At 42.1% G+C, this 14,040-nt stretch carries 9 protein-coding genes; 1 reads left to right on the top strand and 8 read right to left on the bottom strand.

All coding sequences use genetic code 11. The features are described from left to right. Positions 1 to 67: 67 nt before the first annotated feature. Complete coding sequence (locus Q0590_RS29715; protein WP_302041290.1) at positions 68 to 769, bottom strand: BT1926 family outer membrane beta-barrel protein; 702 nt, start codon at positions 767 to 769, stop codon at positions 68 to 70. Positions 770 to 1,238: 469 nt separating this feature from the next. Between Q0590_RS29715 and Q0590_RS29710 the strand changes: the two genes are divergently transcribed. Next, positions 1,239 to 1,769, top strand: a complete 531-nt coding sequence (locus Q0590_RS29710; protein WP_302041289.1) for a CopD family protein — start codon at positions 1,239 to 1,241, stop codon at positions 1,767 to 1,769. Positions 1,770 to 1,875: 106 nt separating this feature from the next. On the opposite strand, the gene Q0590_RS29705 is transcribed toward Q0590_RS29710, so the two are convergent. From Q0590_RS29705 to Q0590_RS29675, 7 genes are all read right to left on the bottom strand, one after another. Beyond that, complete coding sequence (locus Q0590_RS29705) at positions 1,876 to 2,184, bottom strand: hypothetical protein (RefSeq protein ID WP_302041288.1); 309 nt, start codon at positions 2,182 to 2,184, stop codon at positions 1,876 to 1,878. 411 nt (positions 2,185 to 2,595) lie between these two features. Next, positions 2,596 to 3,339: a Mut7-C RNAse domain-containing protein gene (locus tag Q0590_RS29700; RefSeq protein ID WP_302041287.1), complete on the bottom strand. Its 744-nt coding sequence runs from the start codon at positions 3,337 to 3,339 to the stop codon at positions 2,596 to 2,598. 98 nt (positions 3,340 to 3,437) lie between these two features. Beyond that, on the bottom strand, positions 3,438 to 5,039 hold the full coding sequence (locus Q0590_RS29695) for a family 43 glycosylhydrolase (protein ID WP_302041286.1): 1,602 nt from the start codon (positions 5,037 to 5,039) through the stop codon (positions 3,438 to 3,440). Between the two features lie 369 nt (positions 5,040 to 5,408). Beyond that, positions 5,409 to 7,301: a glycoside hydrolase family 2 protein gene (locus Q0590_RS29690; protein WP_302041285.1), complete on the bottom strand. Its 1,893-nt coding sequence runs from the start codon at positions 7,299 to 7,301 to the stop codon at positions 5,409 to 5,411. Positions 7,302 to 7,341: 40 nt separating this feature from the next. Then, a complete protein-coding gene (locus tag Q0590_RS29685; protein WP_302041284.1) occupies positions 7,342 to 8,430 on the bottom strand; it encodes a glycoside hydrolase family 43 protein in 1,089 nt (362 codons plus the stop codon). Between the two features lie 142 nt (positions 8,431 to 8,572). Further along, positions 8,573 to 12,202 carry a VCBS repeat-containing protein gene (locus tag Q0590_RS29680; protein ID WP_302041283.1) on the bottom strand — a complete coding sequence of 1,210 codons (3,630 nt, stop codon included), beginning with the start codon at positions 12,200 to 12,202 and terminating at the stop codon, positions 8,573 to 8,575. Positions 12,203 to 12,435: 233 nt separating this feature from the next. After that, positions 12,436 to 14,013 carry a RagB/SusD family nutrient uptake outer membrane protein gene (locus Q0590_RS29675; protein ID WP_302041282.1) on the bottom strand — a complete coding sequence of 526 codons (1,578 nt, stop codon included), beginning with the start codon at positions 14,011 to 14,013 and terminating at the stop codon, positions 12,436 to 12,438. Positions 14,014 to 14,040: the final 27 nt, after the last annotated feature.

The raw sequence follows: 14,040 nt of genomic DNA, 5'->3' as shown, positions 1-14,040 counted from the left end.
TTAATAAGAAACCCGCCAAAGAAACAAATCTCTGGCGGGTTTAGCAACAAATGTATTTTTTATTTAATTAAAAGCGGAAACCTAAGCGGATAGCACCTACAACAGATGGTTTTACTTCAAACGTTCTAGCACCTTCTTCAGCAGGGCTTACTTCGTCTATAGTTGTAGAGCCATTTTTAAAATTAACTTTGCTATCTCTGGCCATCGTATATAAGAAGCCCCAGCCAAGTTCGCCGCCTAAATATACTTTCTTTACAATATAGTAATCAGCACCAGTAACCAGGCGTAAGCCAAGGCCTGTAGAACCTGTTTTGTATTTACCGCTTGTGCCTTTTACATAGTTAGAACCAGTATAATCGGTATCAGTCAGTTTTTGCGATTCGCTGTTGAGTTGCAAAAGTAAATCAGCGCCGGCATAGGTAGACAACCGCTCAGAACCGCTGAAGTGCTTTTCCACACCTAAGTTGAAGCCTACATTACTGGTAGATTCTGTACTAGTACCTACTTCATCGTCGTTGCCGAGTACATGATCTGTTTTGCTGTTTGAAGAGATATTGAAACCAATACGGGCAGCCAGATTGTCGGCCACAAAATACCGGAATTTCAACTGACCATTGGCCAGACCTAACTGGGTGTTGTTGAATATTCCACCATAGCTGAATTCGGTAGTTACATCGCCTAAAACTGGTTTGTGCTCACCGGTAGCATCTTGTGCTTTGGCAAATAATGATAAGGCTACTAAAGATGCTGATAATACAATCTTTTTCATTCTTAAATTAGGGTTATACCTGTTTATTGTTTAATAAAAGCAAATATTGGCAGTTTTAGAGAATTACCAAGATCAATGTATTTGTAAATATTACTACCTGTATCCCTTGTTTAAAGCTGTATTTTTTATCTTTTCATAAAAAAATATTTCATCAGCAGATAATAAACATACCAACCTAAAATGCTACTACTAACCTGTATATCTTCTAGAAATGAATTTTTGCCGGGAAAAAGTTACAAACACAGCTTTTTACAAACTGCTAAAATACTTTCGTTACCAGAAGCTGGGCTGGGTAAAGAAGATCTGGAGAAGATGACTAATGAAAGGATTATAAAAGGCTATTTACCCTTTGTGAAGTGGCAGCAGAAGTAGTTCTAAGTTTGTGGAAACTTTACCTGTTACAGCTAGTAATAACCATAAAATACTAGTAAAAGGCTTACCTTAGCAGCTAATTTGCTTAACCTGCCATATGACTTTTCTTTATATAAAAGCACTGCATATCATCTTTGTGGTAGCCTGGTTTGCAGGCTTGTTTTATATGCCCCGGTTACTTATCTATTATGTGGAAGCGGCCGATAAACCTGAACCTGAAAAAAAAGCTCTTCAAGAGCAATTCTTGCTGATGCAACGGCGGTTGTGGTATGGCATTACCTGGCCGGCAGCCGTTCTTACACTTTTGCTGGGCACCTATACCTGGTATCTTTACCGCACAACGCCAGAGTGGTTGCAGTATAAGTTGTTTTTTGTCGGGGTATTATATGGGTATCATCTTTGGTGTCACCGTATTTTCAGGCAGCAGCAAAAGGGCAATATTAAGTATTCTTCTTTTAAACTCCGGGTTTTTAACGAAGGCGCAACCGTTTTGCTCGTAAGCATTGTTTTTCTGGTGGTATTAAAAAATGCGCTTAGTATGTTATGGGGTTTAGCAGGGTTAATAGTATTTATTGCCTTGCTGTTATTGGCTATCCGCATGTATAAACGCCTGCGGGAAAAGAGGTAACCAAAGTAAAAAAGATGTGAGTTACTAAAGCTAAAAGACGGATGGGGGTAAGCCGGAGTCAGGTAGTGGCTACCTGACTTTACTATTCAGCATGAATGGAAGACTATTAGCTTCTCGGAAAACGCTTTTCCTTATGAGCTTGAAGGGCTTCTCCAATTTTTGAATACAAACTGTTAAATATTGTTTTTTCTGCTCTCTGGTAAATAGCTGTTTTTAATTCTTGCTTTAATTCTTCTTCAAATTCTTCTATTTGAGAAATAAAAAGCAACAGCACCGTAGCTGATTTAAGTAATTTATTATAAGCGATCAGGTTTCTTTGCGTTTCAAGCAACATTTGCTCCTCGGCATTATGATGATCTACTAAAAATGAGTTTAAAGCCTTAAACTGATTCATGCTGGATAGTTGAAAGTTCATATATGTGTCTTTTACTTAATTTGAGGTAAAAAGTTGTTTATAAATATAGAAATAAATTTTAAAAATTTTCCTTCAAATATGATAATTTAAATTTTTTTTTGAAAAATATTGATGTGCAAAACTAAGTAGCCGGTAAACCTGAAAAATGACCACCTGAGCTATAAAATTTCCGGATCTCCAATAGCGTAAACCTACTTAATTTTTATTGCAACCACTTTATACAGACGTTATCTATAGTTTATTAAATAGAGAAATTTATTATTTCATTTATTCAATCCCACTTGATGAGCTAAATGGATTCCAGTAACCGTAACTGCGGTAGAATGTATGGAAATAGTAGCGCCCAGAACTACCTGTTTGCTGAATAGGAAAAAGGTTATTCCTTACAATATTCCATTCCCTTATTTAGCCTTAGGAGTTAGATGTACATTGCTTAATAAAGCTTTCCATTTTTTCGTAATGAGACCCTTTCCAATAAATGTTATGGCATTGGCTGCATTGGTAAAATTCTTCAAAAAACCTGTTGGTTTCCGGTAACAGCAGATGTACAATTTCTTTTTTCTCCACTCTCTGAATACATCCATTGCAAGCCATGCACCTGTAAAACGGCCGAAAAGCCTGCTGTAATTCAAAATAGTGCAGCACCTCTAGCAACTGTTCCTTCGGGTGTTTGGAGCGGAGCCAATATCCCCATTCTATTGATTTTCTTTTCAATAGTAATATGTCTCTGGTAAGCACAATACGAACTTCTGCAAAAGCTATTTCTGCAATTTGTGTATCTGTATAATTCTTTTCATACAGGGCATCAAATCCTAGCATACGTAGCAACCGGGCAAGCTTACCCAAGTGTACATCCAGAATAAACTGTGGGAAATCCGGGAATTTTTTAATCAGATGAACAAATGTTCGATTTGGAGGCAAATGATTTTTAGGATAAATCTGAACTTGGTCGTTAGGCGAGAGAAGGTATGTAAAATTTACCGGGCTATTATTCACCAGAATTACATCTACTTCTACATGGGGTACGCCCATGGTTTCTATAGCATCTTTTATGGAAGGCGTACCCTTAAAGACATAAGGAATAGGCTCTTGGTTGTTCTTTGGGAAAAAGTCTGCTAGAGAGCCATGAAAGCTAAACGTAGCTGAAAAAGCCATGTAGGTGCATTTTAAACCGTATACGTGGCCCGGTTTACAAAGATCAAACAGGAACTAGTCACGTTAGTCCCTGTTTGGTCTATTTCTGTGCGGTGAAGTTAATTATTTGTAAGCCGGAACCAGTTAAACTGGGCTGTAGTGGAAGGAACTCCTTTGGCCACCAAGCCCACGCGTACGCCACGGTCCCAGGGGGGAAGGTAGGAACCATTCACTGGTTCTTGCCCAAGCTGGTTCCAGGTTGTGCCATCTATACTCCAGGAAAACTGAAATTTATCGCCTCCTCTGGTAACCAAACGTAGTTGAATAGCTGCACTGTCGGGAATGCTCGTTTGGGTTAGGGTGTTTTGCTTTCCGCCTTTTACCTGCCAGAGTATGATTCTTTTTCCGGTTGTAGATACGCCAATAGCGTTTTCCGGATCGCCGATGGCAGCCAGGCCTGCTTGTAAATTGTTTTTCAGGGAAGCTTTGCTAATTTCTGTGATGGCTTCATAATTAGCACTTTTGGTCCGTTGAGCCAAAACAGAGCCTAAGTTATTTGTTTTAGCCTTAAGTTGTAGTGTACCGTTGGCGTCATCTTCCATTTTATACGATGGCGATATGTTTACAGGCCACTGCCAGGTAGGTAATAAGCTGTCGGATGTGAATTCATCTTGCAGGCTCATGTCATTTCTGGCAATCCGGGCTTTACGAGCGCTCGGCGACCTAGATTCAAAAACCGGCCATCCCTCAGCATTAAAAGTGAACCTATCTAATAAACCCTGACGGCCAGGATATACAAAACTATCTGTGTTATAGGCATGATACAAGAAATAATAATTGTCGGATGCATCCGTGATTACAGTGCCGTGGCCAGGACATTTCCAGGTTTCGTTTTTTGTAAGAATTGGGTTTTTAGCATATTTTTCCCAAGGGCCGGTAAGCTTCTTTGCCCTAGCTACGCCGGTGGCATAGGTACACTCTTTTCCACAGCAGGCATCGCCAGCATAAATCATATAAAAGTACTCTCCCCGCTTAAACAACGCAGGACCTTCTACCAGCCTTCCTTCCCAGGGTTTGTCATTACGGATTAGCTCAAATTTTTCACCCAGCAGTTTGGTACGTTCTTCATTCATCTGCTGGCCCCAGATAGGCGTAGGCTGGTTCTGGCTGTTTCCGTCTTCTTTCCAGATCAGGTATAGTTGTCCGTTCTCGTCGCGTATTGGGAAGCCATCAATAGAACCTACCGGCTGGCATACCAGAGGCCCATGATCGGTATACGGGCCTGCCGGATTATCAGCGCTGGCCACACCTACGCACAGGTTGCCGCCTTTTTTCTTGCCGGTATAGTAAATATAGGTTTTGCCATTTTCATAGGCTATTTCCGGAGCCCAAAAGTGCGCATCTGCCCAGTCTGGTGATTTATCAGGAAAGACATGGCCTACAATTTCCCAATCTACCAGATTGGTAGATTTCAGCAGTGGAAATAAGGGAGCCCATTCGGATGAAGTAGCGGTAGCCCAGTAGGTGTCACCTACTTTAGTAACCGAAGGATCGGCAAAATCGCCAGGTAATACTGGATTAGTAAACGAGATGGTAGAAACGGCAACTTGAGTTGTGGTATCAGCCAGCGTATCAGTGGATGCTTCTTCGGTACCGGCAGATTGCCGGCATGAATAGAAAGCACAGAATAAGAGGCAATAGAGGTAAAGCAATTTTTTCATATGGTCAAAAAAATAAAATCAAAGGTTATTTGGCATGAAAGAGAAGTAAATTCATTTTGTGACCCTACTTCTCTTTCACTTAACTATTTTATAAATATCTGTTATTCCTTTGGGATATATGCATGTATCCATAAATATTTCGCAGAACATAGTTCAGCTTATTCAAAGTACCTTTCTAAAAATTGGCATCTTTTCTAAAATAGGCTTTAAAAATATAATGCCTGGCCTTAACAAAACAGCAAAATACGACTATAACTCTATATGATTATGCCAGAATACTTTTTAGTTAAAGATATGTGTACTTCGTATACGGTAATCTGCATTCAATCCATAATCTATTCAATGCGTATTCATTCATAAAACTTTCCTTTACTGCCCGGAAGCAGCATTAACTTTTTTGGAAGGGCTTACAGTAGGTTTAGTAAGCACACTATTTATTTGCCTTACCCGGTCAGCATCCATTTTGATCATGGCCCGGTCATACGTCATCAATCCGTTTACTTCTCCTTCAACATCAGTTGTCTGGGTATAAATAGCTGCTGAAAGACCTTTAATTATCATGTCTGGAATCTGATTGATCAGATCTGCATACTTCATAGTTAACGTATCGGAAGTTTGATATTTCCGGTAGCCCCAGTTATCTTTTTCCTGCCACAAATGACCAGTTACAGGTAAGCCTAGCCCACCAAATTCACCCAATACCATAGCGCGTTCCTGTTGCGTAGGCGGCATACCAGGGCCAGGATATTGGTGGTGATCTATGGTATGAGCTACCGGGAAGTGGTTGCCCCCACTAGGTCCATTAATTAAGCGGGAAGGGTCATATTTAGTGGTCCAATTGATAATTTCTTCGGTTTTAAACTGCCCCCATCCTTCATTAAAAGGCACCCACATCACAATAGACGGATAATTATAAAAGGCATCGATTATGGCTTTCCATTCTCTTTTGTAATGGGCTTCTGATTCTGCTGTACGGGTCATCTCTTGACCATCTATCCCACTTGGGGCTTTCCATTCGGCACTTTTGTCACCACTCGGCATATCTTGCCAGACTAAAATACCTACTTTATCGCAATGCATATACCATCGGGCTGGTTCTACTTTTACGTGCTTCCGGATCATGTTAAAACCCATCTCTTTCGTCTTTTCAATATCAAATTTCAGCGCTTCATCGGTCGGAGCCGTATATAACCCATCGGGCCACCAACCCTGGTCTAACGTGCCGTACTGAAATACAAACTTGTTATTGAGCATCAATCTGGGAATGCCTTGTTTGTCTTTGGCCAGAGAAATTTTGCGCATACCGGCATAGCTGCTTACCTCATCTATTGCTTTGCCATTGCGCAGTAATTGTATTTTCACATCATATAAGAAGGGTGAATCAGGGGACCAGAGTTTGGGAGTAGGTATGGTTACTGCCACCGGCTGTCCGATGGGATTGGTGGCGCTGGCTACTTCTTTGTTCCCATCCATAGCAATGACTTTTATCATATCCGTTTGCTGGGTTCCCTGGCCTTCTACGGCTACTGTCAATGTTTTTTTGTCAATATCCGGCGTAGTTTTAAACGTTTTGATAGAAGAAACGGGCACCGGCTCCAGCCAAACCGTTTGCCAGATACCAGTAACAGGGGTATACCAGATGCCTTCCGGTTTTACAACTTGTTTGCCGCGGGGCTGCGTGCCTTCTGAAGTGGGGTCCCATACAGAAACGATCACTTCTTGTTTGCCTTCTTTTTTTAAAGCATCGGTAATATCAAAATAAAATGGATCATAGCCACCCTCATGGGTGCCTACCTGTTTTCCATTAATGGATACCGTGCTTTGCCAGTCTACTGCGCCAAAGTGAAGTAATAGCCGTTGATTTGCCCAGGTGGCAGGCACCTCAAATGTATGACGGTACCACAATTTATTCTCTTTGCCCACCAGCTTTTTTACACCAGACATAGCCGATTCCACCGGAAAAGGTACCAATATCTGCCCATTATACGATTGTGGCGTAGTATTATCTTTTGGCGCAATGGCATACTCCCATAAACCATTTAAATTTTTCCACTCTTTGCGGGCCATCTGCGGACGCGGATAGTCAGGTAACACATTTGTGGGCGTTACTTCTTTGGCCCACTTGGTCATAATATGCCCTTCTACAGGCTTCCAGGCAACAGCCTGGCCAAAGGCAACCTGACAACTAATAAGTATACTACATAAAATAAGGTTGCTTCGTAGAATCCAGGAAGGGGGAAAGTAAGAAATTATTTTTTTCATGGTAAAAGGTGTGAGTGTACAAGAAAATCACATAAATATACTATTTTTCGCCGGATGGCAAGGCAATAGGAATACCTGCCGGAATAGGTGTACCAAAATCTGGTGACCCATTTGTGTTCCAGGTAAATTTTTGTAAACGTATATCTCTGTCCCAGCCAGGCGCAGTTGATTTTTTGGCGTGGTAATATAGCCAATGTTCGGTATCGTCGGGAGAAGTAGTAAAACTCACATGCCCTACGCCAAATACTTTATCGGTTCCACTAAAAACTGGCCCCGTTTTTACCCAATTAGCCGGCTCCATCGGATTTAATAAGGTATCCGTTAGCGTTAATTGCCCCAATTGATAGGCTGGCAGCCATGATTCCCGGCAGGAATAAATAATAAAAGCTTTCGCTTGATGCTTCAGCATTTCCGGGCCTTCGTTCAAGTCTAATTCGGTGCCTTTTTCCCAGGGTTGCTGGGGAGATGAAATTTTTATGCGGTTGCTGCTGATAGTCCAGGGATTACGCATGGTAGCTATATACAGGTGCTGGGGCGTACGGTCGGTAGTTGCATTTTCTTCCCAGCCCGACCACAGCGCATATAACTGGCCATTTAGATAAAAGGGAGTCAGATCAATAGCCCACTTTACAGATTCCGGCGAGGCTATATTATCGCCAGTGTATAACATGCCTTTATCTGTATAACTACCCAACGGGTCTTCTGTAACAGATTCCAGCACGCCAGACTTCTGGTGAATAAAGGGTGGACCGGCTTCCCCGGCCGCATAATAGATATACCATTTGCCTTGTAAATAATGCATCTCCGGCGCCCATATATGTTGACGGTTCCAGCCGCTTGTAGGTGCACTCCAGACTAAGGAAAAATTACCTGGTTGCGAGAGCTTTTCTGACTTAGCCACATAAATTCCTCCATTTTTCGATTGGCAGAAATAATAGTAATTATCTTTTTTAAACACCCAGGGATCGGCTCCGTCAGTAATAGGATTGGCAAATGTACCTGGAGGCAGGCTGGTAACTGGGGCTTTTGTAGAAGCAGGCGTAACGGTTTTTTTATTGCAGGCCTCTCCTATAAAAAGTAACAGGATACACAAGATAACAATCAACTTTTTACCTGAAAATTCTTTCATAGCTTCATGTGATAATAGAGGAGTTTTATGTATAAGAAGCAAAACAGGTTTAGAATTCCTCACATTCAAGCCTTATTTTGAACCTTTGCTAAGTATAATGACAAAGCTATAGAATATCTACTCTGGCTAATGTAAAAGTTTATCAATTGAATTTGATTTTTCTTTTCTTGCCTGCATAGTCTGTAATAGTTACTTCTTTTACTTGGTCAGGTACAGAAAGCATACGTGAAGAATGAGAAAGATAGGTAGAACCATAGTATCCTTCGTGTCTCTGCTTTTTTCCATTAGCCAAGGTAAATTCGATATAGGCATCCAGTGGTGCGAGTGTGATGGTGCGGGAAGGAGAACGGTTAATTTCTATTTGTCTCAATATATGGCTCTTGAGTCTACCTGAATTTTGGGCAGAAAGAACTAAGATGTTTCCATTACCTAAAGGTAATTGGGCCATTCCTTTGGCATCGCCTTCTACAAAAAAGCCGCTTCTGGAGGCAGTTATAGGAGTAAAATTACCTTTGCCATCTCCTTGTAATAACAAGCCCATCAATGCGTCGTATTGTCCGGCAACTACTTCGGTAGCATACGAGTTACCGGTAACTAATAAATCCAGGTTTCCATCTTCGTTATAATCACCAGTGCTCATGCCAAATAGGGGAGCGACCTGCACCTGTGTTGGTAAAGGTTTTATGGTAAATTTTCCTCCTCCCAGATTTTCCAAATAGCTGGAATGGAACGTTTCGCTTTTTACAACATAGGCATTTTTTAACTCTTCTTCTGGAAGCAGGTGTTCAGCTTTGGTTAAGGCATATTCTGCATACTTGGGGTAACGCCTGCGCATGCTATTGATCTGGTCAATCAGTACATCGCGGGAGTGGGTAGGATAGGCTGCTCTTTCGCCTCCTTCTTCTCCCGGCAAATAATAGCAGAGAATAGGATCTAAGGTGCCGTTTTTATCGAAATCGTCGGCATACACACACACAGGTTCTTCCGGAGAAGATTTATATTTAGAGTTAAGCCCCAGGTTGCCAGCTATATAATCGGTATCTCCATCATTATCAAAGTCTCCTGCGGCTAAACTGTTCCACCAGCCAGATGTGTGGGCTAAGCCTGTAGTAGCGGTTACATCCGTGAGTTTGCCCCCCTGGTTCTGGAAGAAACTAATAGGCATCCATTCGCCGGCTACTATCAAATCTATCTGCCCATCTGTATTGAAATCTGTCCAGAGTGCTGCTGTAACCATTCCTATGGACGTTAAAGAAGCACAAACTTTATCAGTCACATCTGTAAAGTGTACTTTCCTGGTACGGGTATCGGTATCGTTTTGAAGTAAGTAACTTTGTGGCACAAACGGATAGGCATTAGGCGATATACGGCCACCTACAAAAAGATCCAGATCGCCATCACGGTCATAATCAGCCGCCACTACACAAGAACCACTGGACGTAATGGCTGGCAAAGCCAAACTATCTTTCGTAAAATTTCCTTTGCCATCGTTCAGATATAACCGATCCTGGTAATGCGGAGACCTGGATGGAAATTCATTACCCCCACTAACAATGTATAAATCTAGGTCCTGGTCATTGTCTGCATCAAACAGGAGGGTGCCCATATCTTCTTCCGGTTTGCCATCTTTATCAACTGCATAGCTGATAAATGAGGGTTCATTAGCCGAGGATGTACTTTGAAGAAATACTTTACCTGCTGAAGCAGAGGCTCCTCCAACAAAAAAATCCTCCAATCCATCTCCATTTATATCTCCTACGGCAATGCCAGGGCCATTTCTGGAATATTTCTGTGGTAGCAGAGGTTGCCGCTTAAAATCGATAAATTCATTTTCCTGATGCGTATAGGCTATGCCAAATGCCTCTGGTGCTTCTTCAAATAAAGTTACAGTGGTGCTGGCAGACGCAACTGGCTTGTCTTTGGCATTTTTATGATCAACACGTAGTACTTGGTCTGTTTTTACTTGTCGCAGTAGTTGATACGAACCATCGGGCCAGGTTATTTCTACAGAATCTATTACGGCTATAGAACCTAAACCAAAATGTACTGCATTTTCTATAGTAGACTGAAAGCCCCGGTAGGGTGTATGCTCATGAAATTGCTTTTTTCCTTGATAACTCAAGTTAACTTTTGCTCCCAAGCCAGCTGCATTATTTTGAGGACCTTTGAATTGTATTCGTAGATAATGGTTGCTGCTTTGGTTGGTGCTATTTTCTACTGTTGTATTGCGGTAAATATCTGCCGGATCGTTAATGTTATTCACCACCAGGTCCAGATCTCCATCATTGTCTAAATCTGCATAAGCGGCTCCATTAGAAAAGGTTGGCAAAGTTACTCCCCATTCGGTTGATTGATCTCTAAAAGTAAGGTCACCCTTATTCTGAAACAGGTAATTATGTACTTTAGCTCCGGGTTGCTTTTTAGCAATTTCACGTTGCCGGGCACGAATGTTTTCGCGTCCCTGGTAGATCATGGCCTGCTGGCTTTGGTATAATACAAAATCCAAATCTGTTACATCTTTGCCATAGCCATTGGTTACAAATAAGTCGCGGTAGCCATCGTTGTCAAAATCGGCAAACAACGCACTCCAGCTCCAGTCGGTTTTGCTAATGCCTGACAGTTGCCCGATTTCACTGAAAACAGGCATATTGCTTGCAGATGAGGTATCCGCGTTTGTCCGGGGACGGTTGCCATTATTTAGTTGTAGTGTATTCCGCATAAATTGCGGTTCATAATCAGCTTTGAGTTCTGCCTGGAATTTATCGTATTTCATGCCGCCACTCATGGTTTTCTGGCGTTTATTGTCTTCCGGCAACATATCCAGTACCACTATATCTACAAAGGCATCGTTGTTAAAGTCGGCTATGTCTACCCCCATGCCATTATAACTTTGATGCTTTAAGAGGGTAGCTGCCTGATTAGTAAAGGTTCCATTCCGGTTATTGATCCAGATAAGGTCATTGCTAACAAAATCATTGGCGCAATAGATATCTGGCCATCCGTCAGCATTTATGTCGTTTACCACTATTCCCAGCCCATATCCTTCAATGCTAATACCTGCTTCCTTCGATACATCTGTAAATAGCGGATGGCCATCAGAGCCTTTGCCTTCGTTCTTATACAAGCGGTCGGTGCTTAAGCCTTCGCCATTTACTTTTTTGGGACGAATGGTGTTAGGCGAGAAAGATTCGATGGCATTCGTAAGCAAATAGGCATCCAAATCCCCATCCAGGTCATAATCCAAAAAGGCCGTTTGGGTGGTGTGGGCTGTATCTGCCAGGCCATAGGCTTTTGCCTGCTCTTTAAACATGGGTTTGCCTTCTGCATTATTGCCCTGATTAATAAATAATAGGTTGGTTTGATCCGTGGCACGCGTGGTTCCAGAAACACTTACATATATATCCAGTAAGCCATCTGCATTGATATCTACCATCGAAACGCCTCTGGCCCACCGGTCTGTAGTTACGCCGGCAACGTCAGTGATATCTTCAAATTTCCAGTTGCCTTTATTCAAGTATAATTTACTAGATGTCATGTTGGCTGTAAAATAGATATCAGATAAACCGTCATTATTTATATCACCAATGCCTACTCCTCCGCCATTATAGAAATAGGTAAATTCCAGTACATTGAACGTATCATTTTCTATCAGGCTATTTGTAAAGCTAATACCTGTTTCTTGCGGCGATAGACGTTGGAATAGTGGCTCTTTTTTCTTCGTGCAACAGCAAAGTAAAAAAACTAGTCCTAAGGTTGTACTTAAAATTTTCATATAGTCCGGATAGAGGGGCAGACCACTTTACCTGTCAGGTAAGGGGTAAAAAATAATCTTAGGGACGCAACATCATCTCTGCGTAATTGAAAAAAACAAGGAATAACAGCTAATGAAGAAATAAAGTAGCTTCACTATATGCTATTCCTTGTTTTATATAGCCCTTATTTTCTGATTTCCCTGTAGCTTCTAGCCAGCAGGGATTAGTTTATTCAGCTGGCAAGGAACAGCTTTTAATACCCTGGGTTTTGTTTTATTTTTTCCGGTCCCAGCGCATCTATTTCATACAATGGAATGGGCAGATACTCTGATTTTCCTTTCACGAAGTTTTTGAACTCTGTATCGAAGTCAGCCACATTGGGAGGAAGATCAGGATTCGGCCCGGCTAGTTCAGGCCCTAGTATACCATACCGTTTCATATCCAGGAATCGCTTGCTTTCTCCGGCCAGTTCAAGCACCCGGTCTTGCCGCAGCCGCTCCCGGAATTCCGTTTGTGCCATACTCAAGGGCAACTCGTTCATATTAGACCGCAGGCGTACCAGATTGGCAAACGGTATAGCTTCAGCCGTACGGCCCAGCTCATTCAGTGCCTCTGCATACATCAGGTACACATCTGCCAGCCTGATTTCGCGTGTGTTGATTCCGGAAAAATACCCTTCCGTCGTTTTATAATAATTGGTGTATTTTTTCCAGAACCGCTGGTTTTCGTCAATTTTCCGCTCCTCATAGGTTTTTCCAAAAAGCAATTCACCTGGGTGCTTATAATACAGGGTATATTGCAGGCGTGGATCAACATTGCCATTCTTATCCTTTTCGATCAGGAACTGGTTTAATAACCATTTGGTGGGTTGACCGTCGCACCAGCCGCCTACTACTTCCGGTGCAGGAAAATCGGATGTCCGTACGCCAAAAAACTGGGCCCGCTCACTGGTTTCATCTCCGCCGGCCGCATCATATACCGGAAATCCGCTGACTTTTCCATTATTATTCGTAAACTGAATTTCAAACAAGGATTCTTTATTGTTCTCAAATTCTTCTGTGAAATTGTCTTTGAAGTTAGGCATCAGGTCAAATTTACCGGGCGTTAGGTCAATAATCTCTTTGAACTGGGCTGCTGCTTCGGCATATTTCTTTTGTTGCAGATAGACTCTACCCAGGTAGGCCGTAGCACCCTCTTTGCTAACCCGGCCTATATCATTGCCTGTGTATTCTTCTTTTGCCCATAAATCTGCTTTGGCTTCGGTAAAGTCTTTTTCTATCTGAGCCCATACTTCTGTTTCGGTAGCCTGTGCCGGACGGTCGGTGGGTAGTTGAATAGTAGTTACAATAGGCACCCCTCCCCACAGAGTTACCAGTTTAAAATACATATGGGCCCGGATGAATTTAGCTTCTGCCAGAATCCGGCTCTTCAGCCTTTCGTTCATTTCAATCTCAGGAACGAAGGTAAGTACCTGGTTGCTCCGGTAAATAGTCCGGTACACATCGGTGTACATTTCCCGTACAAACGGCACGTTGTAATCATTAATAATAAACTTGCCCACATTGGCCAGTTCTGTCCAGGGGCTCTGGCTATAGCCTTCATCCGAACGCATGTCATAATGGAATACCTCCCAGAGCGTAATGGTTCTGTTTTGAATATTGGCATAGGTGGCATTAATCCCATTAATGGCGTCTGCTTCTGTTTTCCAGAAGTTTTCCTGCGTTTGGGCATTCGGATTGCTTTTATTGAGAAGGTTCTCTTCTTTTTCGCAAGCTGTTAAGCAAAGCCCGAAGGTGAGAGCCATTGATAACAGTACTTTTTGTATCTTCATGGTCGATTTGTTTTGCGTGATGAATTT

Source organism: Rhodocytophaga aerolata (genome assembly GCF_030503435.1).
Lineage (GTDB): Bacteria > Bacteroidota > Bacteroidia > Cytophagales > 172606-1 > Rhodocytophaga > Rhodocytophaga aerolata.
The sequence above is the reverse complement of the archived record's forward strand: the minus strand, read 5'-3'. Positions and strand labels throughout refer to the sequence as shown.

Bases quoted from the DNA above. Each gene is read 5' to 3' on its own strand.
- Q0590_RS29715 (WP_302041290.1), bottom strand. From the start codon at position 769: ATGAAAAAGATTGTATTATCAGCATCTTTAGTAGCCTTATCATTATTT.
- Q0590_RS29710 (WP_302041289.1), top strand. From the start codon at position 1,239: ATGACTTTTCTTTATATAAAAGCACTGCATATCATCTTTGTGGTAGCC.
- Q0590_RS29705 (WP_302041288.1), bottom strand. From the start codon at position 2,184: ATGAACTTTCAACTATCCAGCATGAATCAGTTTAAGGCTTTAAACTCA.
- Q0590_RS29700 (WP_302041287.1), bottom strand. From the start codon at position 3,339: ATGGCTTTTTCAGCTACGTTTAGCTTTCATGGCTCTCTAGCAGACTTT.
- Q0590_RS29695 (WP_302041286.1), bottom strand. From the start codon at position 5,039: ATGAAAAAATTGCTTTACCTCTATTGCCTCTTATTCTGTGCTTTCTAT.
- Q0590_RS29690 (WP_302041285.1), bottom strand. From the start codon at position 7,301: ATGAAAAAAATAATTTCTTACTTTCCCCCTTCCTGGATTCTACGAAGC.
- Q0590_RS29685 (WP_302041284.1), bottom strand. From the start codon at position 8,430: ATGAAAGAATTTTCAGGTAAAAAGTTGATTGTTATCTTGTGTATCCTG.
- Q0590_RS29680 (WP_302041283.1), bottom strand. From the start codon at position 12,202: ATGAAAATTTTAAGTACAACCTTAGGACTAGTTTTTTTACTTTGCTGT.
- Q0590_RS29675 (WP_302041282.1), bottom strand. From the start codon at position 14,013: ATGAAGATACAAAAAGTACTGTTATCAATGGCTCTCACCTTCGGGCTT.